The sequence below is a fragment of the Aeromonas sp. s3 genome (assembly GCF_040907805.1).
Taxonomy (GTDB): Bacteria; Pseudomonadota; Gammaproteobacteria; order Enterobacterales; family Aeromonadaceae; genus Aeromonas; species Aeromonas dhakensis.
In genome coordinates, this window is the sequence record NZ_JBFOCQ010000022.1 from 58518 (window position 1) to 79932 (window position 21415).

16 protein-coding genes and 3 tRNA genes are annotated in these 21415 nt (G+C 62.8%); 6 read left to right on the forward strand and 13 right to left on the reverse strand.

Annotation, left to right across the window (positions count from 1 at the left end):
* Nucleotides 1-43 precede the first annotated feature (43 nt).
* Entirely contained in the window at nt 44-484 is a 441-nt protein-coding gene (locus AB5Y98_RS12065) for an Hsp20 family protein (RefSeq protein WP_368231972.1), read from the forward strand.
* A gap of 73 nt (nt 485-557) precedes the next feature.
* Here the strand turns inward: AB5Y98_RS12065 and AB5Y98_RS12070 are convergent, their stop codons facing one another.
* Nucleotides 558-1808, reverse strand: a complete 1251-nt coding sequence (locus AB5Y98_RS12070; protein WP_216973606.1) for a valine--pyruvate transaminase — start codon at nt 1806-1808, stop codon at nt 558-560.
* 282 nt (nt 1809-2090) lie between these two features.
* On the opposite strand from AB5Y98_RS12070, the gene AB5Y98_RS12075 reads away from it, so the two are divergent.
* Entirely contained in the window at nt 2091-2324 is a 234-nt protein-coding gene (locus AB5Y98_RS12075; protein WP_082791915.1) for a hypothetical protein, read from the forward strand.
* On the opposite strand, the gene AB5Y98_RS12080 is transcribed toward AB5Y98_RS12075, so the two are convergent.
* On the reverse strand, nt 2254-3078 hold the full coding sequence (locus tag AB5Y98_RS12080; protein WP_368231973.1) for a helix-turn-helix domain-containing protein: 825 nt from the start codon (nt 3076-3078) through the stop codon (nt 2254-2256). The genes AB5Y98_RS12075 and AB5Y98_RS12080 overlap by 71 nt on opposite strands.
* Before the next feature lie 92 nt (nt 3079-3170).
* On the opposite strand from AB5Y98_RS12080, the gene AB5Y98_RS12085 reads away from it, so the two are divergent.
* Nucleotides 3171-4298: a multidrug effflux MFS transporter gene (locus AB5Y98_RS12085; protein ID WP_368161114.1), complete on the forward strand. Its 1128-nt coding sequence runs from the start codon at nt 3171-3173 to the stop codon at nt 4296-4298.
* Between the two features lie 4 nt (nt 4299-4302).
* Here AB5Y98_RS12085 and AB5Y98_RS12090 read toward each other — a convergent pair whose 3' ends face one another.
* The 11 genes from AB5Y98_RS12090 to AB5Y98_RS12140 all read right to left on the reverse strand — a co-directional run bounded on the left by AB5Y98_RS12090 (nt 4303) and on the right by AB5Y98_RS12140 (nt 20813).
* Nucleotides 4303-4986, reverse strand: coding sequence for a response regulator (locus tag AB5Y98_RS12090; RefSeq protein ID WP_017780324.1), 684 nt, complete (start codon nt 4984-4986; stop codon nt 4303-4305).
* A 38-nt stretch (nt 4987-5024) separates the two neighbouring features.
* Nucleotides 5025-7613, reverse strand: coding sequence for a DUF4118 domain-containing protein (locus AB5Y98_RS12095; protein ID WP_368231974.1), 2589 nt, complete (start codon nt 7611-7613; stop codon nt 5025-5027).
* A gap of 102 nt (nt 7614-7715) precedes the next feature.
* On the reverse strand, nt 7716-8243 hold the full coding sequence (locus AB5Y98_RS12100) for a potassium-transporting ATPase subunit C (RefSeq protein WP_368231975.1): 528 nt from the start codon (nt 8241-8243) through the stop codon (nt 7716-7718).
* A 60-nt stretch (nt 8244-8303) separates the two neighbouring features.
* Nucleotides 8304-10361, reverse strand: a complete 2058-nt coding sequence (kdpB, locus tag AB5Y98_RS12105; RefSeq protein ID WP_017787854.1) for a potassium-transporting ATPase subunit KdpB — start codon at nt 10359-10361, stop codon at nt 8304-8306.
* Between the two features lie 55 nt (nt 10362-10416).
* The gene (gene kdpA / locus AB5Y98_RS12110; RefSeq protein ID WP_017783524.1) at nt 10417-12111 is read right to left on the reverse strand and encodes a potassium-transporting ATPase subunit KdpA; all 1695 of its coding nucleotides are present in this window, start codon (nt 12109-12111) and stop codon (nt 10417-10419) included.
* 10 nt (nt 12112-12121) lie between these two features.
* Nucleotides 12122-12406, reverse strand: coding sequence for a hypothetical protein (locus tag AB5Y98_RS12115; RefSeq protein WP_368231976.1), 285 nt, complete (start codon nt 12404-12406; stop codon nt 12122-12124).
* A gap of 92 nt (nt 12407-12498) precedes the next feature.
* Nucleotides 12499-13848: a glutathione-disulfide reductase gene (gene gorA, locus AB5Y98_RS12120; protein WP_024942377.1), complete on the reverse strand. Its 1350-nt coding sequence runs from the start codon at nt 13846-13848 to the stop codon at nt 12499-12501.
* A gap of 76 nt (nt 13849-13924) precedes the next feature.
* A complete protein-coding gene (locus AB5Y98_RS12125; RefSeq protein WP_195879599.1) occupies nt 13925-15892 on the reverse strand; it encodes an ATP-binding protein in 1968 nt (655 codons plus the stop codon).
* Between the two features lie 122 nt (nt 15893-16014).
* On the reverse strand, nt 16015-19095 hold the full coding sequence (locus tag AB5Y98_RS12130; protein WP_010635626.1) for a multidrug efflux RND transporter permease subunit: 3081 nt from the start codon (nt 19093-19095) through the stop codon (nt 16015-16017).
* Between the two features lie 15 nt (nt 19096-19110).
* A complete protein-coding gene (locus tag AB5Y98_RS12135; RefSeq protein WP_139399065.1) occupies nt 19111-20217 on the reverse strand; it encodes an efflux RND transporter periplasmic adaptor subunit in 1107 nt (368 codons plus the stop codon).
* A gap of 32 nt (nt 20218-20249) precedes the next feature.
* Nucleotides 20250-20813 (reverse strand): TetR/AcrR family transcriptional regulator, encoded by a 564-nt coding sequence (locus AB5Y98_RS12140; protein ID WP_368231977.1) that lies wholly within the window; start codon nt 20811-20813, stop codon nt 20250-20252.
* A 259-nt stretch (nt 20814-21072) separates the two neighbouring features.
* On the opposite strand from AB5Y98_RS12140, the gene AB5Y98_RS12145 reads away from it, so the two are divergent.
* The 3 genes from AB5Y98_RS12145 (at nt 21073) to AB5Y98_RS12155 (ending at nt 21381) form a co-directional block, all read left to right on the forward strand.
* A tRNA-Arg gene (locus AB5Y98_RS12145) sits at nt 21073-21149 on the forward strand.
* Between the two features lie 50 nt (nt 21150-21199).
* Nucleotides 21200-21275 (forward strand) — tRNA-His (locus tag AB5Y98_RS12150).
* Between the two features lie 20 nt (nt 21276-21295).
* A tRNA-Leu gene (locus tag AB5Y98_RS12155) sits at nt 21296-21381 on the forward strand.
* Nucleotides 21382-21415: the final 34 nt, after the last annotated feature.

Here is a 21415-nt window from a genome sequence, read left to right on the forward strand (position 1 = left end):
CCCGTGGAGAGTAAACCCTGTTGCTTTATAGAAGGATAGGATCATGCGTAACCTCGATTTTTCTCATCTCTATTCCAATGCCGTCGGCTTCGAGCGGATGGCCCGTGAGCTGGAAGGCCTGTTCGATCAGAAGACCTCGGCCTCCCCCCCGTACAACATCGAGAAGCGCGATCACGACAGCTACCTCATCACGGTTGCCGTGGCAGGTTTCGAGCGCAATGAGCTGGAGCTGGAGACCGAAAACGGCACCCTCAAGGTGAAGGGGCGCAAGGTCGCCACCATGGGTGAGCGCCAGTTCCTCCATCAGGGGATCGCCGAGCGGGACTTCGAGCTCGCCTTCAAGCTGAGCCAGCACGTGGAAGTGCAGGGTGCCAAGCTGGAGCATGGCCTGCTTACCATAGAGCTGGCGCGCGAGCTGCCGGAGGCGCTCAAGCCCCGCGCCATCCCCATCGGCAAACCCGAGCAGCTGGCGCTGCCCGGCTAAACAGTATCGCTGACCAGCTGATAGAAGAGAGGCCTGCATTGCAGGCCTCTCTGTTTTTGTATCGCCGGGCGGATTAGCTGGCGTAGAGGGCGTTGATCTCGTCGGCCAGGATGGCGATGCCGCGCTGCACCAGCTCCTCGCTCTGGGAGTAGTTGAGGCGGATGCACTCCCGGCTGTGACGCCACTCCGGGTCATCGATGCCGGGGAAGAAGTAGTGGCCCGGCACGATCAGCAGGTTCTTCGCCTTCAGTCGCTCGTATAGTGCTTGGCAGTGGATCGGTAGGTCTTCGAACCAGAGCCAGAGGAAGAGGGCACCTTCCGGCTTGTGGATGTGGAAGCGCGGATCGGGGATCGCCTCGCGCAGCAGCTGCACCGCCAGCTCCGCCTTCTGCCGATAGAAGGGTTTCACCACCTGTTCGCTGAGGGCGATGATCTCGCCGCTCTCGATCATCGGAATGGTGATGGCTGGGCCCAGACTGCCCGGTGCCAGATTGATGATGCCGCTTAGGTTGGTGATGGCCTGAATGATCTTCTCGTCGGCGATGACGATGCCGCAGCGGGTGCCCGGCAACCCCAGCTTGGAGAGGCTCATGCAGAGGATGGTGTTGGCGTTCCAGAACGGCTTGGCCTCGCTGAAGATGATGCCAGGGAAGGGGACGCCGTAGGCGTTGTCGATCAGCAGCGGAATACCCTTGTCGCGGGCGATCTGATCGAGGTGCTCGATCTCTTCATCGGTCAGCACGTTGCCGGTCGGGTTGGTCGGCCGGGAGACGCAGATCACCCCGATGTCATCACCCACCTGCAGGCTCTCGAAGTCCACGTGGTACTTGAACTGGCCGTCGGGCAGTTTCTCGATGGTGGGTTTGTAGGCCACGAAGTAGTCGTCCGCCAGAGCCGAGTCGGCATAACCGATGTACTCGGGGGCGAGCGGGAACAGTACCTTCTTCTTGCGGCCATCGGCAAATTCGCCCGCCAGCAGGTTGAACAGATAGAAGAAGGCGTTCTGGCTGCCGTTGGTCAGGGCGATGTTGCGGGCCGAGATCTCCCAGCCCAGCTCCTTGCTGAGCAGGGCCGCCAGCGCCTTGGTGAACCTGTCCTTGCCCTGGGGGCCATCGTAGTTGGCCATCGCCTTCACCAGCTCACCGTTGTCGAGCAGGCTCTTGGCCTCGGCCTGAAAGCGTTCCAGCATGGCGGGGATGGGGGCTGGGTTGCCGCCACCCAGCATGATGGCGTCCGGATTGGTCAGCCCCTGATTAAGGTCATCCATGAGTTGGGTAATACCGGCATGGCGAGTGAACTTCTCGCCGAACAAGGAAAATTCCATTCGGTGACAGATCCAGAGTCAGTTACGGGGGAGCTAGCACCATAGCTCAGTTTAAAAGCGGGTGTCGATCAAAAAAATGGGACGTTCCACGTGGAACAGCAGGCAAAATCTAGTGTGGTGAAAATAACCACTTGTTGGTTCAACCCTGACCACAGGGTGTTTTCCAACTGGAGCCATTTGTTATCTAAAAACAATTAATTTAAACAAAATCATGCTGTTATAGATGTGGCACGACAATTGGAATAGTTATCTGGTCATCTCAACCACACCGGAGCACACCAGATGAAAATCCTGATCGCAACCTTGATTGCCAGCAGCCTGAGCCTGAACGTCATGGCCGACGAATACCCCAGACCCGAACTGGACAGCGTCAAGCTGGAGCAGGAAATATTGGCCCAGCAGCAGCAGGCATCCCATGCCGTGGTGGCGGAAGCCATTCACAACCTCAAGCCGCTGGCGCTGGAGACCCTGGTGGTGGAGGCGAGCTCGGCCGATGCGACTCACCCCGAGAGTTGAGATAGCGCAACGGGGTCTGCCCCGTATGTTGCCTGAAGAAGGCGATGAAGGCGCTGTCGCTGGCGAACTCCAGCGCAGCCGCCACCCGGCTGATGGGCTCGTCTTCGGCCAGCAGCTCCAGCGCCCGCAGCAGTCGCCACTGCTGACGCCAGGCCTGGTAGCTCATGCCGGTCTCCCGCATGAAGATGCGGCCTATGGTCTTGTCACTGGCACCCACCCGTTCGGCCAGCCGGTTGAGCCGATCGGGCAGGGCGTCGCCCTGTTTCACCTCCTGCAGCCAGCCCACCAGACGTACGTCTGACGGCAGCGGCAACTGCCAGGATTCCCGCGGCGCTTGCGCCAGCTCCTCTTTCAATAATGCCAGCGTGCAGGTCTGCTCTGCCTCCGGCTTGTCCCACGGCCAGAGCGCCATCCGTTCGATGATCTCCCGCAGCAGCGGGTTGACTGCCAGCACCGCCATCTCGGCCGGCAAGCCGGGTTCGGTTGTGAAATAGAGGGAGCGATAGGCCACCACCCCGCGCATCAGCACCCGATGGGGCAGACCCGCCGGCAACCAGGCGGCCCGCGTCGGCGGCAGCAGGCAGACCTGATCGTCCAGCTCTATGGTCATGCAGCCGGCCTGGGCGAACAGCAGCTGATGGCGCCTGTGCTGGTGGCGGCCAGAGTCGTGCCAGCCGAGGGCGGCGGCGATACCGATGGCACTGCCGTCGTGCTGGTCAGGATCAAAAGGGTGATCGGGAAGAATAAAGGCCATGTGTCCGATTATTGATGTTTATAGTCTTGCTTATTGTAATCGGACAATTGGCGTCACTCTAGAATGACGGCCTCTAGTGAAGGAGGTTTGTCATGAACAACAAGTTGCCACCGCTCTGGCTGGTGGTCGGGCTGATGATGTTTCCCCAGATAGTGGAGACCATCTACAGCCCGGTACTGACCCATATCGCCACTGAGTTTCGGGTGAGTGAGGGGCAGGCATCCCAGACCCTGTCGGTCTATTTTCTGGCGTTTGCGGCGGGCGTGGTTTGCTGGGGTCGGTTGTGCGATCTCATCGGTCGGCGCCCAGCCATGCTGGCGGGGTTGCTGACCTATGGCGCCGGCACCCTGCTGGCGTTGCTGGCCACTCAATTTGAAACCCTGCTGCTGGCCCGGGTCATTGCGGCCTTCGGTGCCGCCGTGGGCTCAGTAGTGACCCAGACCATGCTGCGCGACAGCTATCAGGGCAGCGATCTGGCGCGGGTCTTCTCGGTGATGGGCATAGCGCTCTCCCTCAGCCCAGTGCTGGGGCTGGTGAGCGGCGGCCTGCTGGCCGATGGTTTTGGTTATCTCGGGGTATTTGGCGCCCTGCTGGCACTGGCAATCGGCTTGTTGCTGATTGCCTGCCGGCAGTTGCCGGAAACCCGGCCGATCACCACCCAGCGAGTGGCACTCTGGCCGCTGGTATGCCGGATGGTGCGTGATAGCGGCTTGTGGCGCAGCGCAGCTCTGGTGGCGCTGTTCAACACCATGCTGTTCGGCTACTACAGTCTGGCGCCGTTTCTGTTTGCCGGGCTGGGGTTGAGCGCGGGCGAGTTTGGTTACTCCGGTGTCGTGCTGGCACTGTCGACCCTGGGGGGGAGTCTGGTCAACAAGCGTCTGTTGGGACTTGGCTGGTCGCCTGCCTCGCTGATCCGGCTTGCCGCCTTGTTGGCACTGGGCTCGGGTTGGCTGGTGTGGGCCAGCCAGGCGTCGCTCTGGTTTCTGCTGCCCATGACGGGAGTGGTAGTGGCATTCGGGCTGGCGATCCCCAATGTGCTGAGCCAGGCGCTGCTGGCCTATAGGGAGGTGGCGGGCAGTGCCGGCGCCCTGTTCGGGCTCGGTTACTACCTGCTGCTCAGCCTGGGGTTGGCGGTTGCAGCCAGCTTGCAGGATCTCGGTCTGCTGCTCGGTGGATGCGGTCTGTTGGCCCTGTGTTGTTGCTGGCGTCGTTCCACGTGAAACATCAGCTGCCGATAAAGCGGTAGCCGATGCCGGATTCGGTCTCGATAAGGGCGGGGTCTTGAGGGTTATCCCCCAGCTTCTTGCGCAGGCTGGCGATGACGATGCGCAGGTAGTGGGTGTCCTCCTTGTGGCTCGGCCCCCAGATGTCGTTGAGCAGCTGGGTCTGCAGCACCAGCTTGCCGGGGTGGCACACCAGCGCCTGCAGCAGGGCGAACTCCTTGCGGGAGAGGGCCACCTCTTCCTCCCCCAGGGTGACCCTGTGGCTGCTGCTGTCCAGGGTCAGCCCGCATTGGGGGAAGTGGCGGCACTCACCGCTGCTGACCCCGGCCCGCTGGCGCAGCAGCACCCGGATACGGGCCATCATCTCGCCGACGCCGAACGGCTTGCTCATGTAGTCATTGGCTCCAGCATCCAGCAGCCGCACCTTCTCCTGCTCCGAGTCCCGCGCCGACAGCACCAGTACCGGATGCTGATGGTGCTCGCGAATGGCCTGCAACACCTGGAGACCATCCCCATCCGGCAGGCCTAGATCCAGGATCACCAGGTCGGGGTTGAGGTGGCGATACTGCGCCACACCCTCGTTGACGCCAACGGCCTCGCTGACCTGATGGCCTTCGGCGATCAGGCTGATCCGCAAAAAACGGCGGATGGCCGCCTCGTCGTCGATGACCAGTATGTGAGCCATTCAACCTCCAGCTCGCTGATGAAAAAGGGCGGCGACCATCAGGCCGCCGGAGCATTGAGGGCCAGCGGCAGGGAGATGCGCATGCAGGTGCCGTTGCCGTTGGGGCCGGAAAAGGCCCAGATGCGGCCCCCATGGACCTCTATCATAGCGCGGGAAATGGCGAGGCCAAGCCCGGTGCCACGGCTGCCGCAATCACCGACCGGCTGGGTGTAGAAGAGGTTGAAGATCTTGTCGCGGTCCGACTCGGCGATGCCGACCCCGATATCTATGATGTCGATGATGAGGTCGGGGTCCGCCAGCATCACCTTGAACTCGATGGGGGTGCCGGCCGGCGAGTAGCGGGAGGCGTTGTCGAGGATGTTGACCAGCACCTGCTCGATCAGGGCGCCGTGCACATAGAGGCGGGGGATCTGCTGATCGAAGTGCACCAGCAGCTTGTGCTGGCGCCAGGAAGAGTCGAGCCGGCGGCGGGCATTCTCCACCAGATCCGCAAGATCGACCCAGTCCCGTTTCAGCTGGAAGTCGGGTGAGCCGATGCGGATCATGTCCAGCAGGTTCTGCACATAGCTGTGCAGGCGGCGCGCCTCCTCCTGCACCGAGTGCAACAGCTCGCTGCGGTCTTCGCTGCTGATCCGGTCACCATATTCCAGCAGGGTGCTACCGGCGCCCATGATGGTGGCGAGCGGCGTCTTCAGATCATGGGAGACTGAGGAGAGCAGGGCGGCGCGCATCCGGTCGGTCTCTGCCTGCAGCTGGCTGTCGGCCAGCCGCTCGTTGAGGTCGATCCGGGCCAGGGCGGCGCGGATATCGGTGAGCAGCGCCTGCAGCTGATGCTCGGCCGAGGAGGCTAGCGGATTGGCCAGCAGTATGCCCAGCACCAGCTCATCGCTGAGGTGATGGTACTGGGCCTCGGCCGCGTTGAGGGTGGCGGTGTGGGCGCCGGCGCTCTGCTTCTGGGCCAGACACCAGTCGATGGCCGCCTTGTCGGTCTGCCCCGGCTTGTGCTCGGTCGAGCCGGCCCAGTACTGGTAGTGCCGATCGAGGGCAAACACCGGCTGGCCCAGTGCCAGCGAGATGGCCTGGCTCCCTTGCCTGAGCACCTCGACCGGACTGCTGGCGGTGGCCAACCCCTGACTCAGGGAGAGCAGGGCATTGCCCAGCTGCTGGGTCTCGCGCAGGCCGACCAGCTGCTGGCGCTGACGGGAGGCGAGCCGCCCGGCCGTGATGCCGACGATGAGCAGCACGAACAGGGTGAGCAGGTCGCTGTGGCTGGCGACGCTGAGGGAGAAGTAGGGGACGGTGAACAACAGGTTGTGGCCGACGAAGCCCAGCACGGCGGCCAGGATGGCGGGCACCAGGCTGGTGGTGAGCGCGGTGGCCAGTACCCCCAGCACGAACAGCATGGGCAGGGAGGCGGGCGGCAGCCAGTGGGATAGTCCCCAGACGGCGGCCGAGGTGGTCCCCATGATGACCACCGCCAGCAGGCTCTGGCGAATGTCCTTGGGGTGAAGCGGCTGCCAGTTCAGGCCGGGTTTGCGTTTCTCGGTATCCACCAGGGTGATCTCGAGCCCCTGTGCCTGCCTGAGCAGATGCTGCACCAGCGAGCGGCGCCACGGCGCCTTGTGGGGTTTGCCCAGCAGCAGTTGCGACACCTGCTGCTGTTCGGCCGTCTCCAGCAGGGCGTCGGCCACCGCCGGGCTGGAGAGGGTCAGCACCTTGGCCCCCAGCTGGGAGGCGAGCGCCAGCGCCTGCTCCTGTTCGGCGGAACGCTGCCCCTTGCTGTCGACGTGCACCACCAGCCAGGGCAGCTGGCGGCGCTGGGCGAAGCGGTGGCCGTAGCGCACTAGGGCGGCGCCGTGCTCGTCGCCGAGGCAGACCATCAGCTTGCCTCTTAGCGGCAGCGTGGTCTTGCCGGCGGCCTGCCACTGCAGTTGCAGATCCCCCTCCACGTGGCTGGCGGCGGTCTGCATCGCCAGCTCCCGCAGGGCGGTCAGGTTGTTGAGGGAGAAGAAGGACTGCAGGGCGGCCTTGGCCTGGTGGGGCACATAGACCTTGCCCTCCTTGAGACGGCCGAGCAGCTCCTTGGGGGGGAGGTCGATCAGCACCAGGCTGTCGGCTTCCAGCAGCACCTGGTCGGGCAGGGTCTCCTTGACCCTGACCCCGGTCAGTTGCCACACCAGATCGTTGAGGCTCTCCAGGTGCTGCACGTTGAGGGTGGTGTAGACGTCGATACCGGCGCCGAGCAGCTCCTCCACATCCTGCCAGCGCTTCTCGTGGCGGCTGCCGGGGGCGTTGCTGTGGGCCAGCTCGTCCACCACGGCGATGGCGGGTTTGCGGGTCAGCAGGCCGTCCAGATCCATCTCCTCCAACCGCTGCTGGCGGTGCAGGTGCAGCTTGCGCGGCTGGATGGCGAGCTTGTCGAGCAGGGCCAGGGTCTCCTGGCGGCCGTGCGTCTCCACCACCCCGATCAGGATGTCGACCCCCTCTTTGGCCTGTTCCCGCACCGCCTGCAGCATGGCGTAGGTCTTGCCCACGCCGGGGGCGGCGCCGAGAAACACCTTCAGCTTGCCCCTGTGCTCCTGTTCCAGGCTCGCCAGCAGGGCGTCCGCCCTCACTTCATCACGCATCCCCGCGCTCCCGTTCCATCGGCCGAACTGCGGCCGTGACCTCATTGCTCATGCTTGTCCCCGTTGTCGAAAGGGAGCCTTCCCGAACGGCAAGGAGCGCCCTCAGGCGCCCTTTTGATGATCGAGTTGCAGGTTCAACTGGAGAATGTTGACCACCTGCGGGCCAAGGATACCAGCTTGTGCCGCCGACTTGACCTGCTCCGTCAGCCGAACGGGATCCAGCCCCCGTTGCCCGGCGACCCGCTCCACCTGAGCCAGCACTGCATCGAGCGGCAGATGGGGATCGAGGCCGGAGGCGGAGCGGGTCAGCAGGGCGGGGACCCTGGCTTCCGGCTGCGCCCTGGCCGCCGCTGCGGCAAATTCGGCCCGCAGCGGCGAGCTCATTCCCAGGTTGCTGCCACCGCCACCTATGGTGGCGAAGTCGCTGGCGGAGGGGCGGGAGTGGAAGTAGTCGGCCCGCTCGAACTTCTGGGCCAGCAGGGCGCTGCCGACCACCTGCTGCTTGTCATTGGTGAGCTGGCTGCCGTTGGCCTGCCAGGGGAAAACAAGCTGGGCCAGCCCGGTGACGGCCAGCGGATAAGCCACCCCCAGCAGCAGGGTCAGGGTCAGCAGGGTTCTGATTGCTATCATGATTCTCTTGCTCCAAATGCGTTGAGTGGATGCGGGTCTGCCCCGCATCCGGTAATGCCGTTACACCAGCCCCAGGCCGGTGATAACCAGGTCGATCAACTTGATTCCGATAAAGGGCACGATCAGACCACCGACACCGTAGAGCAGCAGGTTGCGGCGCAGCAGGCTGGCTGCCGTGCCCTGCAGGCTGACCCCGCGCAGGGCCAGCGGCACCAGAGCGACGATGATCAGGGCGTTGAAGATGATGGCCGACAGGATGGCGCTCTCGGGGCTGCCCAGCTGCATCAGGTTCAGCGCCCCCAACTGCGGGTAGGCGGCGATGAACAGGGCCGGCAGGATGGCGAAGTACTTGGCCACGTCGTTGGCGATGGAGAAGGTGGTCAGGGCGCCACGGGTCACCAGCAGCTGCTTGCCTACCAGCACCACGTCCAGCAGCTTGGTGGGGTTGGAGTCGAGATCCACCAGGTTGCCCGCCTCCTTGGCGGCCTGGGTACCCTCGTTCATGGCTAGCCCCACGTCGGCCTGGGCCAGCGCAGGGGCGTCGTTGGCGCCGTCCCCGCACATGGCCACCAGCCGGCCGTCGGCCTGCTCCTGGCGGATGTAGGCCAGCTTCTTCTCCGGTGTCGCCTCGGCGATGAAGTCGTCCACCCCGGCCTCGGCGGCGATGGCGGCGGCGGTCAGCGGGTTGTCGCCGGTGATCATCACGGTGCGGATCCCCATGTGGCGCAGGATCTGGAAGCGGGCCTTGATGCCCGGCTTGATGATGTCCTTGAGGAACACCACCCCCAGCAGCTTCTCGTGGGTGCAGACCAGCAGCGGGGTGCCGCCCTGGCGAGCTATGCTGTCCACCGACTTGAGAATGGGCTCGGGCACCGCCTTGCGATCGAGGGAGAGGTAGCGCAGCACCGCATCCACCGCCCCCTTGCGATATTGATGACCGTTGCGATCCAGCCCGCTCAGCCGGGTCTCGGCGCTGAAGGGGATCAGGATGTCGCTCTCCAGCTGGCTCGGTCTGGTGTGGCTCTTGCCAGCCAGGGTCAGGATGGACTTGCCCTCCGGCGTGTTGTCACCGAGCGAGGCCAGCATGGCGGCCTGGGCCAGCAGGGCCGGATCGATACCGGGGGCCGGGATCAGTTCATCCGCCATCCGGTTGCCGAAGGTGATGGTGCCGGTCTTGTCCAGCAACAGGGTGCGCACGTCGCCGGCGGCTTCCACCGCCCGGCCCGACTTGGCGATCACGTTGAGCTTCACCAGCCGGTCCATGCCGGCTATGCCGATGGCGGAGAGCAGACCACCGATGGTGGTCGGGATCAGGGTGATGAACAGCGCCAGCAGGTAGAGCCGGGGCACCTGGGTGCCGTTGTAGTCGAGGAACCAGGGCAGGGTGGCCACCACCAGCAGGAAGATCAGGGTCAGCCCCACCAGCAGGGCGTCCAGCGCCATCTCGTTGGGGGTCTTCTGGCGCTTGGCCCCTTCCACCAGCGCAATCATGCGATCCAGGGTGCTTTCACCCGGATTGTTGCTGATGCGCACCCAGATCTCGTCGGAGACGACGGTGGTATTGCCGGTCACGCCGCTGCGGTCGGTGCCCGACTCGCGGATGACAGGGGCGGATTCACCCGTGATGGCGGCCTCGTTGACCGAGGCGATGCCAGCGACCACTTCGCCGTCGGCGGGGATCATCTCGCCGCTGCGCACCAGCACCAGATCGCCCTTGCGCAGGCTGGTGGCTGGCACCCACTCCCCCTTGTCATCCTGCGGATGGGTGACCCGGCGCGCCCTGAGCTGGCTCATGCCGGCCTTCAGGCTGTCGGCCCGCGCCTTGCCGCGCCCCTCGGCCAGGGTCTCGGCGAAGTTGGCAAACCAGAGGGTGAGCCAGAGCCAGGCGGTCAGCTGCCAGGCCAGCGAAGGGGCGACGCCGGAGACAGGCTGCCCCAGCAGCGACTCCACGCTGGCCATCACGGCCGCCAGCCAGAGGGTGAACAGGATGGGGCTGCCGAGCAGCGCCCTGGGGTTGAAGCGATAGAGGGCTTCCACCATGGCCTGCATGATCTGTGATTTCTGTTTCTTGCCCTTCACCTTGAGGGTGTCGGTGCTCATTGAAGCGGACTTGCTCATTGGAAAGCTCCCAGCATCGAATAGTTGACCACGGCGATCAGTGAGGTGTGCAGCATCAGAAGGCACCTCCCAGCAGGCTCAGGTGTTCCGCCACCGGACCCAGCGCCAGCACCGGCAGGAAGGAGAGGCCCCCCATCAGCAGCACGGTGACGATCAGCAGGGTGATGAAGAGCGGGCCGCTGACGGGGAAGTCCCCCTCGCTTCGCTCCTGGCGCGGGGCGCGGGCCAGCTGGCCGGCGATGGCCAGCACCGGAATGATGTAGCCGAAGCGGCCGAGCAGCATGGCCAGCCCGATGGCGATGCACTGCCAGCTGTCGGCGGCGGCCAGGCCGGCGAAGGCGGAGCCGTTGTTGCCGGCGGCCGAGGCGTAGGCATAGATCAGCCGGGACAGGCCGTGGGGGCCGTCGTGACCGATGACGGTGGCGGAGTCCGGCATCAGCAGGGTAATGCCGCCGATCACCAATACCCCGACCGGCATCACCAGCATGCTGGCGACCACCCATTTCATCTCGGTGATGCCGAGCCGCTTGCCCAGATAGGTCGGGGTACGCCCCACCATCAGGCCGCACAGGAACACGGTCAGCAACACGAACAGCATCATGCCGTAGATGCCGGAGCCGACCCCGCCGAAGATGACCTCGCCGAGCAGCATGTTGATCATGCCGACCATGCCACCGAGGGGAGTGAAGCTGTCGTGCATGGCGTTGACCGAGCCGTTGGAGGCGCTGGTGGTCGCCACTTCCCAGATGCTGGAGAGCAGGGGGCCGAAGCGGCTCTCCTTGCCTTCCCAGTTGCCGGCCATGCTGCTGGCGTCAGTGGTGAGCTGGGCGAGGGCTGGGTCCGGTTTCAGCTCCTGGGTGATGGAGACGAAGAGCCCGATCACCATCATCAGGGTCATGGCGACAAGGATGGCGCGGCTGTGGGCCAGGTCCTTCACGTAGCGACCCAGGGTGCAGACCATGGCGGCGGCCAGTGTCAGCAGGGCGACCATCTCCAGCCAGTTGGAGAGGGCGGTCGGGTTCTCGAACGGATGGGCCGAGTTGACGCCGAAGAAGCCGCCGCCGTTGGAGCCGAGCTGCTTGATGGCGATCTGGGAGGCCGCCGGGCCGAGCGGCAACAGCTGCTCCTGGCCTTCCAGCGCGTGGAACGGCAGGTAGGCTGACAGGCTCTGGGGTACCCCCTGCCAGACCAGCAGCAGCGCCAGGATCAATGCCATCGGCAACAGCACGTAGAGGCAGAAGCGCACCAGATCCTGCCAGAAGTTGCCGAGGTGGGTGGTCTGCTGGCGGGCGATGCCGCGGAACAGGGCGATGGCAACGGCGGCGCCGGTGGCGGCGGAGACGAAGTTCTGGGTGGTGAGCCCCACCATCTGGCTGAAGTAGGAGAGGCTGGCCTCGCCGGAGTAGGCCTGCCAGTTGGTGTTGGTCATGAAGCTGACCGCGGTGTTGAAGGCGAGTTGCCAGTTCAGCCCGGGCAGCTGTTGCGGGTTGAGGGGCAGCAGCCCCTGCGCCAGCAGGATCAGGAACAGCAGGCCAAAGCCGGCGCCATTGAAGGCCAGCAGGCTGAGGGCGTAGGACTTCCAGTCCTGCTCGCGCCCGTCCGTGCCGCAGCAGGCCAGGGTGGCGCGCTCGACGGGAGCCAGCCAGCGACTCTTGCCCTCAAACACCCGATACAGGTAGTTGCCAAGCAGAGGCGCCGGCAGCAGCACCAGCAGTACGAACGCGACGGGATAGATGATCTCTTGCCACATATCCGGTTCCTCACTCATGGGTGCGCGCAAGGGCGCGCAGCAGATAGCCCGCGAGGGTGAGGACCAGCAGCAGATATAGCCAATTCATATCGACTCCATTGGTGTAATTGACGACCAAATGGTAGGAATAACCGGCGTAAAGGCGCCATAAAGCCGGATTTGGCAGGCGTAAAATCGGCGTAAAAAAGCAGGTGTGGGCGCTATTTGGGGGAGGGGAAAGATCGAAAAACCCGGCCTGAGCCGGGTTTGGTTGCAAGTCGCTGAGGCTGACCTGATAGTGATAGGCCAGCTTCAAACATGCTTATCGCATGGTCACAAACTCTTCCGCGCTGGTGGGATGGGGAGTGGGAACGCAGTGGCCGGTTTGACCTCTATGCCCTAGCTCCCTCAGCGCATGGTGACAAACTCTTCCGCGCTGGTCGGATGGATGGCAACGCAGTTGTCGAAGTCCGCCTTGGTGGCACCCATCTTCATGGCGACGCCGAAGCCCTGCAGGATCTCGTCCATGGCGAAGCCGATGCCGTGCAGGCCGACCACCTTCTCTTCCGGCCCGACGCAGACCAGCTTCATCCGGGTGGGCTGGCGATGCTGGGTCAGCGCCGAGTACATGGCGGTGAACTGGCTGCGGTAGACCTTGACCTGATCTTCACCATATTCGGCGACGGCTTCCGGCTCGGTCAGTCCTATGGTGCCGATGGGTGGGTGGCTGAATACCACGGTCGGCACCAGATCGTAGTTGAGGTGCTCGTTCGGCTTGTTGTTGAACAGCCGCTCGGAGAGACGACGGCCCGCCGCGACGGCCACCGGGGTGAGCTGGATGCGGCCGGTGTTGTCACCCACAGCATAGAGGTTGGCGACGGCGGTGTTCTGGAACTTGTCGGTCGGGATAAAGCCCTTCTCGTCGAGCGTGATACCGGTGGCGGCCAGGTTGAGGTTGTCGGTGGCCGGGACACGGCCGATGGCCCAGATCAGGCAGTCGACGGTGAGGTGGCGACCATCTTCCAGCTGCAGGGTCAGGCTCTCGTCGGCGTTCTTGACCACGGCTTTCGGAATGGCGTGGGTGTGTAGCTTGGGTCCTTCCTGCGCCATGATCTCCACCAGAGTCTCGTGGATCATGGGGTCGAAGTTGCGCAGCGGGGCGTGCTTGCGCACCACCAGGTGGGTCTCGGAGCCGAGCGCCTGCATCACGCCGGCGATCTCCACCGCGATATAACCGGCCCCCACCACGGCAACCCGTTTGGGTTGTTCTTGCAACTCGAAGAAGCCGTCGGAGTCGATGCCCAGCTCGGCACCCGGGATGGCCGGCACTTCTGGGCGGCCGCCGGTGGCGATCAGTATGTGATCGGCGCTGTACTGCTCGCCATTCACCTCGATGGTGTTGCTGCTGACGAAGCGGGCGAAGCCCTTGATGACGGTGATCTGGTTCTTGCCCAGCACGTTCTGGTAGGACTGATGAATGCGGCCGATATAGGCCTGGCGGGACTCGACCAGCTTGGCCCAGCTGAAGTGGTTGAGAGTGGTGTCGAAGCCGTAGTCGGCGCCATATTTCAGGGCATCGGCGATCTGGCCGGCATACCACATGGCCTTCTTCGGCACGCAGCCGACGTTGACGCAGGTTCCACCCAACTCTTTGGCTTCAATCAGGGCAACTTTCTTACCGTACATGGCAGCCCGGTTGGCCGAGGCGATGCCGCCGCTGCCGCCGCCGATGGCGATATAGTCAAAATGCTGTGCCATTGCGAGGTTCTCCGCTCATTAAGAATGCAATCACAGCATGATGGGGATAAAGCGGCTGGCTCACAAGAGCCAGCACTCAGTTATGTTGGATCGGCAGGCGAATATGGAACTGGGCGCCTTGCTCCGGTTCGCTGATGCAGTTGATGCGGCCGCGCAGCAGCTGCACCACCAGGTTGTAGATGATGTGGGTGCCGAGCCCGCTGCCGCCCTGGCCCCGCTTGGAGGTGACAAAGGGATCGAAGATGCGTGGCAGTATCTCGGGCGGGATGCCGCGGCCGTTGTCGCTGTAGTCGATCAGCAGCTCTTCACCCTGCTGTTCCACCTTGATGGTGATCTTCTTGGGTTTGTCCCAGTTGTCGAAGCCGTGGTTGATTGAGTTGAGGATCAGGTTCGAATAGATCTGGGTGAAGCTGCCGGGGAAGGAGAAGATCGACAGCTTGGGATCGCACTGGATATCCACCTCGCACTGGGCCTTCTTCAGCTTGTGACCGAGGGAGACCACCACCTGATGCAGGTTGTCGGCGAGGCTGAAGTTGTAGCGCGCCTCGGACGACTGGTCCACCGCTACCTGCTTGAAGCTGGCAATGAGCTCGGAGGCGCGGCGCAGGTTGCCCTGCAACAGCTGCATGGATTCATCCAGATTGACGGTAAATTCGGTGAGATAGGAGCGCGACAGCTGCTTGGAGTCGATGTGCTGCTTGAAGTCGGCCACCCGCTCCTGCAGGTAGGAGGAGGCGGTCACGCTGATGCCGATAGGGGTGTTGATCTCGTGGGCCACGCCGGCCACCAGGGAACCGAGGGAGGCCATCTTCTCCGACTCCACCAGGGTCTGCTGGGCTTGTTTCAGATCGTCGTAGGCCTTGCCCAGCTGGTCGTTGGCATCGCTCAGGCTGCGGGTACGCTCCACCACCTTGCCCTCCAGCTGTTCGTTGAGCTGGATGATCTCCCGCTCCACCTTCTTGAGGCGGGTGATGTCGTAGCCGAAGCCGATCAGGTATTTGAGGTTGGGCCCTTCGTAGAAGGGGGCGAAGGTCCACTGCAGCACCAGCTCGTGGCCCTGCTGGTCATGCATCATGACCTCTTTGTCCTCGATGGAGCCGTGATCGGCCAGGGTGGCCGCCAGCTGGTCGCGCTGCTCCTTGCTGACGAACAGATCCAGCCAGTTGTGCTGCAGTATCTCCTGCTGGTGGTAGCCGGTCAGCAGGATGGCCGCCGGGTTGATGCTGGCGATGTTGAGGTCCGGCTCCATGCAGCAGATGACCATGTTGGCGGAGTTGATCAGGGTGGCGGAGAAGTCCCGCTCCTGCTGCAGCTGTTCGGCGGCCTGATGGCGCGCCGCAAATTCGTCGAGCAGCCGGGTGCGCATCTGGTTGAGGGTGGCGACCAGGGTGTCGAGCTCGTCGGGTTTCTTGCGGGGCAGCTGGCGCCCCTCCAGGGTCAGCTCGTTGGTGAGCCGGTCCAGATTCAACTTCTGGGCGTAGTGGGCGATGCGGTTGAGGTGACGCACCACCAGGTAATAAATGATGATCAGGATGCAAAACGAGACCACCAGGGTCTTGATGGTCTGGCTGACCATGATCAGCACGGACTTTTCGATGAGGCGCTGGTAGATCTGCTCCAGCGAAGCGGCGACGAATAGCTTGCCCACCACCTCGCCCTGATAGGTGAGGTTGAACTCGCGGGAGATGTCGTAGCTTTCCCGCTCCACCCCCTGGGTCAGCAGCGGCACTTCCGAGTTGCCGAGCATCTCCTTCACCATCACGAACTGCATGTTGGGCAGGTTCATGATGCCCTCGATCTGCACCTTCACCTGCTCTTCATCCAGGTTCCACAGGCTGGCGGCGATGGGCTGCAGGAAGGAGGCCTCGATCTGGCCGATGCTGTCCTCGATGACGGCCACGTCCTTGCGGTAATCCCAGGCAAGCTGCAACACCGTAATGATCATCGCCAATACGGTACTGCACACCAGAATGTAGGAGAGCAGGCGGTATGAGAGTCCGTTACGGCCGACGGCCCTAGCGGTCTTGGAGAAGAGTCCTGACATGGCGTCCTTGCGGTCTGGATATATTGCCATTTAGTTTAACTGCTTCATGCACTTATGTCGTGTTTCGTTCGCGTGATAAAAACAAGGCCCCGAAACGGGGCCTTGTTGATTCAAAAAGGTTTTTAATGACTCCCTTTCGCCTTGGGCGGAATGGATTCATCAAATACCGGCAGCGGTTTGTGTTCGGAGGCCAGGTAGGTGTAGATCACCGGCAGTACGAACAGGGTGAACACGGTACCTATGGCCAGACCGGCCACGATCACGATGCCGATGCTGAAGCGCTGGGCAGCCCCGGCCCCCGTGGCATAGAGCAGCGGGATGAGACCGGCGATCATGGCGGCCGTGGTCATCAGGATGGGGCGCAGACGCACCTTGGCGGCAGTCATGACGGCTTCTATCCGGTTGCGGCCGTGCAGCAGCTGCTCCTCCTTCGCCACTTCACAGATCAGGATGCCGTGCTTGGTAATCAGGCCGACCAGGGTGATCAGACCCACCTGGGAGTAGATGTTCATGGTGGCGGCACCCCAGGCCAGGGCGATCAGTGCCCCGCTGATGGCCAGCGGCACGGAGACCATGATCACCAGCGGGTCACGAGCCGATTCGAACTGGATCGCCAGCACCAGGAAGATGATGGCCAGCGCCAGACCGAAGGTGGCGTACAGGGCACTGCCCTCGGTCACGAACTGGCGGGCCTCGCCCATGAAGTCGTAACGGTAGCCCTGCGGCAGCTTCTCGTCCGCCGTGGTGTTGAGCCAGTTGATGGCGTCACCCATGGTGGTGCCAGGCATCAGCACGGCACCTATGGTGGCGGAGTTGAGCTGGTTGAAGTGGGGCAGGGAGCGCGGCTCACCGATCACCTCGATGCTGATCAGGCTGCCGAGCGGGATGGATTTGCCATCGGCCGCCCGTACGTAGTAGCCCTTGATCGACTCGGGGTTGAGACGGTATTTGCGCTCGACTTGCGGGATCACCTCGTAGGAGCGGCCATCCAGGTCGATGCGGTTGACGTAACCGTCCGACATCATGGTGCCCAGGGTGATGCCGATGTCCTGCATGGTGATGCCGTAGGCACCCGCCTTGTCCTTGTCGATCTTGATCTTCATGGTGGCGGAGTCGTACTGCAGGTCCAGCTCGGAGTAGACGAAGCGTCCGCTCCCCTGGGCTGCGGTCAGGATCTCGCTGGCCACCTGATAGAGGCTCTCGAAGTTGTTCGGCGTGGTGATGACGAACTGCACCGGCAGGCCGCTCGAGGCGCCTGGCAGTTCCGGGAACTGGAAGGTAGTGATGGACATGCCGGGCACGTCTTTCACCAGCCCGGCCACCCGGTCCAGCACCTCTTTCTGGCTCGCTTCACGCTGGCTCCACGGCACCATGGAGGCGATACCGAACGCCTGGTTGGCGTTGAACACCCCGGAGAAGACCTGGGAGAAGGCCACTTCCGGCTGGGAGTCCAGCACCTTGTTCACCTGCTCCATGGTCCCCTGGATATAGTCCAGGTTGACGTTGGAGGGGGCGGTCCCCAGCACGGCCATGACGCCCTTGTCCTCGTTCGGCGCGAGCTCGCTCGGGATGAACTTGAACAGCATCGGCAGGCTGGCGAACACGATAACGGCGAACAGCACCACCACGATGCGCTTTTGCATCACGGCGTGCAGCATGGCGTCGTAACGCACCGTCATGCGCTCCAGCAGGTGGTGTACCGTGCTTTCGAACTTGCCCGGCTCCTCGTTGGCCTTGAGCATCTTGGCGCACATCATGGGCGACAGAGTCAGGGCTATGATGCCGGAGACGAACACGGCGCCCGCTAGGGTCAGCGCGAACTCCTTGAACAGGGAGCCGGTGATGCCCCCCATCAGGGCGATCGGCGCGTACACGGCGGCCAGGGTGACCGTCATGGCGATGACCGGCACGGCGATCTCGCGGGTGCCTATGATGGCGGCACGGAACGGATCTTCTCCCTCCTTGACGTGACGATCCACGTTCTCCAGCACCACGATGGCGTCATCCACCACCAGGCCGATGGCCAGCACCATGGCCAGCAGGGTCATCAGGTTGATGGAGAAGCCGAACATCTGCATCACCATCACCACGCCGATCAGACTGAGCGGGATGGTGATAATCGGGATGATGACCGCGCGGAACGAGCCGAGGAACAGGGTGATCACCACCAGCACGATGGCGGCTGCCTCGGCGATGGTCTTGATCACCTCGTGGATCGATTCGTTGATGGCCACGGTGGAGTCATAGAGGACGTTGGCCTCCATGGTGCTCGGCATGTTGCTCTTCAGGCTCGGCAGCATCGCCAGCACGTCGTGGGCGATGTTGATCGGGTTGGCGGTCGGCGCCGCGTTGATGGCCAGTACCACGGCCTCGCGGCCGTTGGCGGTGGCGCGATAGGTGTCGTGGCTCTTCTCCAGGGTCACCTTGGCGATGTCGGCCAGGCGGATCACCTTGCCGTCACGGGTGGAGACCACCAGGCGCTCGAGCTCCTCGGTGGTGTTGACCTGGGTCTCGGCGTTGCCGTTGTAGAGGGTGAAGTAGCCGGTAGCCTGGCCGGTGGCGGACTGATAGTTGTTGCTGTTGAGCACGTTCATCACGTCCGCGGCAGTCAGGTTGAACGCCGCCATCTTGGCCGGATCCAGCCATACCCGCAGGGCGTACTTGGTACCGCCGTACATGTCGACCTTGGAGACGCCGCCGACGGTGAAGAGCTGGGGCTTGATGACCCGCTCCAGGTAGTCGGTGATCTGGCTGGCGTTGAGCTCTGGGCTGGTGAAGCCGATGTAGAGCACCGCCGTGGTGGAGCCGGTGGACATGGTGACCGAGGGGTCTTCCGACTCCTTGGGCAGCTGGGATCGCACCGAGTTGACCTTGGCCAGAATGTCGGACAGGGCGGCGTTGGGATCGGTGTTGAGCTTCATGTAAGCGGTGATGGTGGAGCTGCCGAGCTGGGTGGACGATGTCATGAAGTCGATGTTGTCCGCCTGGGCGATGGCCTGTTCCAGCGGCTGGGTGATGAAGCCCTGGATCAGGTCGGCACTCGCGCCGTAATAGCTGGTGCTGACCGTGACGACCGTGTTGGTCATCTCGGGGTATTCCCGCACCTGCATCTTGAACACGGCCTGCAAACCCAGCAACGCGATCAGGAAGCTGATCGAGATGGCCAGGATGGGCCGTTTGATGAATATGTCGGTAAAGCGCATCTGTCTCTCCGCGTTTTACAGCATGGGAGCCTGGTCAGGAACCTTCAGACCCTGGTCCTGCACGATTTTTACCTTGGCGCCGTTGCTCAGGCGTACCTGGCCGGACATGACCACTTCGTCACCCGCCTTGATGCCGGAGACCACGTGGGCATCGTTGCCCTTGCGCTCGCTCACCTTGACCACCACCTGCTCGACGCGCTTCACGCCGTCCTGCTCCTTGACCAGGTAGACGTTCTCGCCGTACAGGGTGAAGGTGATGGCGGTCTGCGGCAGCACTATCTGGTCCTTCTGGGCCGGCAGCAGGATGCTGGCGCGGGCAAACATGCCGGAGCGCAGCAGGCCGTCGTTGTTGGGGATGTTCGCCTGCACCTGGATCAGGCCGCTCTGGTAGTTGACGGCCGGCTCGATGGCGCTGATGTGACCCTTGAACTGGCGGTTCGGGTAGGCATCCACGTTGATCCGGATCTCCTGATTCAGGCTGATGCGGGAGATGTCGGTCTGCGGCACGGTGAAGCGCAGGCGCATCACGCTGGTGTCTTCCAGCCGCACTATGTCGGTGCCCGGCTGCAGGTACTGGCCGAGGAAGACGTTGCGCAGGCCGACCACGCCGGCAAACGGTGCGCGCACTTCGCGGCGGGCGATGGTCGATTTCAGGCTCTCGATATCGGCCTCGAGGGAACGATAGGTCGCCTCGGCATCATCCAGCTGGTCGCGGGAGATGGAACCCTTGGTAAACAGGTTCTGGTAGCGTTCGTACTTGGCCTTGGCCGCCGGCAGCTTGGCCATGGAGGCGCGCAGGTTGGCCTTCTCGACGCTGGCGTCCAGGCTCAGCAGCAGCTGGTCCAGCTTGACGGTGGCGCCGGATTCGAAGGAGATGCTGTCGATGGTACCGGACTGCTCAGTCGTCAGGGTCACCCCCTGGTTGGGTTCGATGAAACCGATCGCCTCGATGGTCGGTACCCAGTCGCGGGTCTCCACCTTGTGGGTGGTGACCGGGAACTCGGGCTCCGGCATGTTGGCCATGTAGTTGGCTATCATCTTTTGCTTGAACAGGTTGAAGCCAATCACGCTGCCGAACAGGGCCAGCGCGATAAGCAACATGATGCTCATCCACTTTTTCATGAACTCTCGCTCCTGAGATATGAGTGCAATGTTTAAGGGGTCAAAATGGCTCGCCAGCTGGCACGGATCACGGCTTCCAGCTGCTCTTGCGTCAGTTCGAATTGGTGAACCTGGCGTTGAAACGCCAGATTTGCCACACAGTCCAGGCTCAGCACCTGCAGTACTCGGACGGGCAGGTCGATAAACAGACCCTGTTCCAGCCCCTGTTCGTAGAAGCGATCCAGCGGGGCCCAGGCGGCCTGAATGACCGGGTCCTGCTCCAGCTCCGCTCCCAGCGGGGATGTTTCATACTGCAATTTGCATTTGAGCGCGTTTGGTTCGTCTATAAAAATGGCGTGGATGTTGAGCCACAGCCGCCGAAATTGTTCGAACGATACCTCCTCTGTCTGCACACCTTCCATGACCAGGGGATGACACTGGAGGATGGTGTGCCGATAGAGTTGACGGATCAAGTCATCCTTGTCGCTGAAATAGCGATAGATGGTGCCTGCCGCCACTCTGGCTTTCTTGGCCACCACGGCAATGGAGAGGCCGTGGAAACCCTGTTCGCCGAGTACTTCATGAGCCGCATCGAAAATGCGTTCTTTCTTGTTCATGATTGGATGATCACAACGACTGAATGAACGTTCATTCATTCTAGGGAGGCTTTGAGGCAAGTCAAGTTTTGCCCACCGTTGTCAGCAAGATGGTGGGGGTCAAAAGTAGCGGGGAGGGGCCGGAACCGGCCTGAATAACACAAAATCGCTTAAAAAAAGCCAGAAGCGATGGAAAAACAAGCGGTTGATTCGGCTTGATAAAAAAAGGGTAGACAAGGTGGGCCCTCATCATTAATATTGCGCCCCGTTCGACAGCGTAGCGCCCGTAGCTCAGCTGGATAGAGCGCTGCCCTCCGGAGGCAGAGGTCACAGGTTCGAATCCTGTCGGGCGCACCATCAAAAGTGCGCCGGTTAAACGGGCGAGTTGAAGAACGAAAACAGCTGTGGTGGCTGTAGCTCAGTTGGTAGAGTCCCGGATTGTGATTCCGGTTGTCGTGGGTTCGAGCCCCATCAGCCACCCCATTTTACAGCTTGTCAGGTACGCGAAGGTGGCGGAATTGGTAGACGCGCTAGCTTCAGGTGTTAGTGCCCCCCGGGTGTGAGGGTTCGAGTCCCTCTCTTCGCACCATACTTGCTGTATAACGAGGATGACCGCATGGTCG

Bases quoted from the DNA above. Each gene is read 5' to 3' on its own strand.
- AB5Y98_RS12070 (WP_216973606.1), bottom strand. From the start codon at position 1,808: ATGGAATTTTCCTTGTTCGGCGAGAAGTTCACTCGCCATGCCGGTATT.
- AB5Y98_RS12065 (WP_368231972.1), top strand. From the start codon at position 44: ATGCGTAACCTCGATTTTTCTCATCTCTATTCCAATGCCGTCGGCTTC.
- AB5Y98_RS12135 (WP_139399065.1), bottom strand. From the start codon at position 20,217: ATGAAAAAGTGGATGAGCATCATGTTGCTTATCGCGCTGGCCCTGTTC.
- AB5Y98_RS12085 (WP_368161114.1), top strand. From the start codon at position 3,171: ATGAACAACAAGTTGCCACCGCTCTGGCTGGTGGTCGGGCTGATGATG.
- AB5Y98_RS12100 (WP_368231975.1), bottom strand. From the start codon at position 8,243: ATGATAGCAATCAGAACCCTGCTGACCCTGACCCTGCTGCTGGGGGTG.
- AB5Y98_RS12090 (WP_017780324.1), bottom strand. From the start codon at position 4,986: ATGGCTCACATACTGGTCATCGACGACGAGGCGGCCATCCGCCGTTTT.
- AB5Y98_RS12125 (WP_195879599.1), bottom strand. From the start codon at position 15,892: ATGTCAGGACTCTTCTCCAAGACCGCTAGGGCCGTCGGCCGTAACGGA.
- gorA (WP_024942377.1), bottom strand. From the start codon at position 13,848: ATGGCACAGCATTTTGACTATATCGCCATCGGCGGCGGCAGCGGCGGC.
- AB5Y98_RS12080 (WP_368231973.1), bottom strand. From the start codon at position 3,078: ATGGCCTTTATTCTTCCCGATCACCCTTTTGATCCTGACCAGCACGAC.
- AB5Y98_RS12075 (WP_082791915.1), top strand. From the start codon at position 2,091: ATGAAAATCCTGATCGCAACCTTGATTGCCAGCAGCCTGAGCCTGAAC.
- kdpB (WP_017787854.1), bottom strand. From the start codon at position 10,361: ATGAGCAAGTCCGCTTCAATGAGCACCGACACCCTCAAGGTGAAGGGC.
- AB5Y98_RS12140 (WP_368231977.1), bottom strand. From the start codon at position 20,813: ATGAACAAGAAAGAACGCATTTTCGATGCGGCTCATGAAGTACTCGGC.
- kdpA (WP_017783524.1), bottom strand. From the start codon at position 12,111: ATGTGGCAAGAGATCATCTATCCCGTCGCGTTCGTACTGCTGGTGCTG.
- AB5Y98_RS12095 (WP_368231974.1), bottom strand. From the start codon at position 7,613: ATGCGTGATGAAGTGAGGGCGGACGCCCTGCTGGCGAGCCTGGAACAG.
- AB5Y98_RS12130 (WP_010635626.1), bottom strand. From the start codon at position 19,095: ATGCGCTTTACCGACATATTCATCAAACGGCCCATCCTGGCCATCTCG.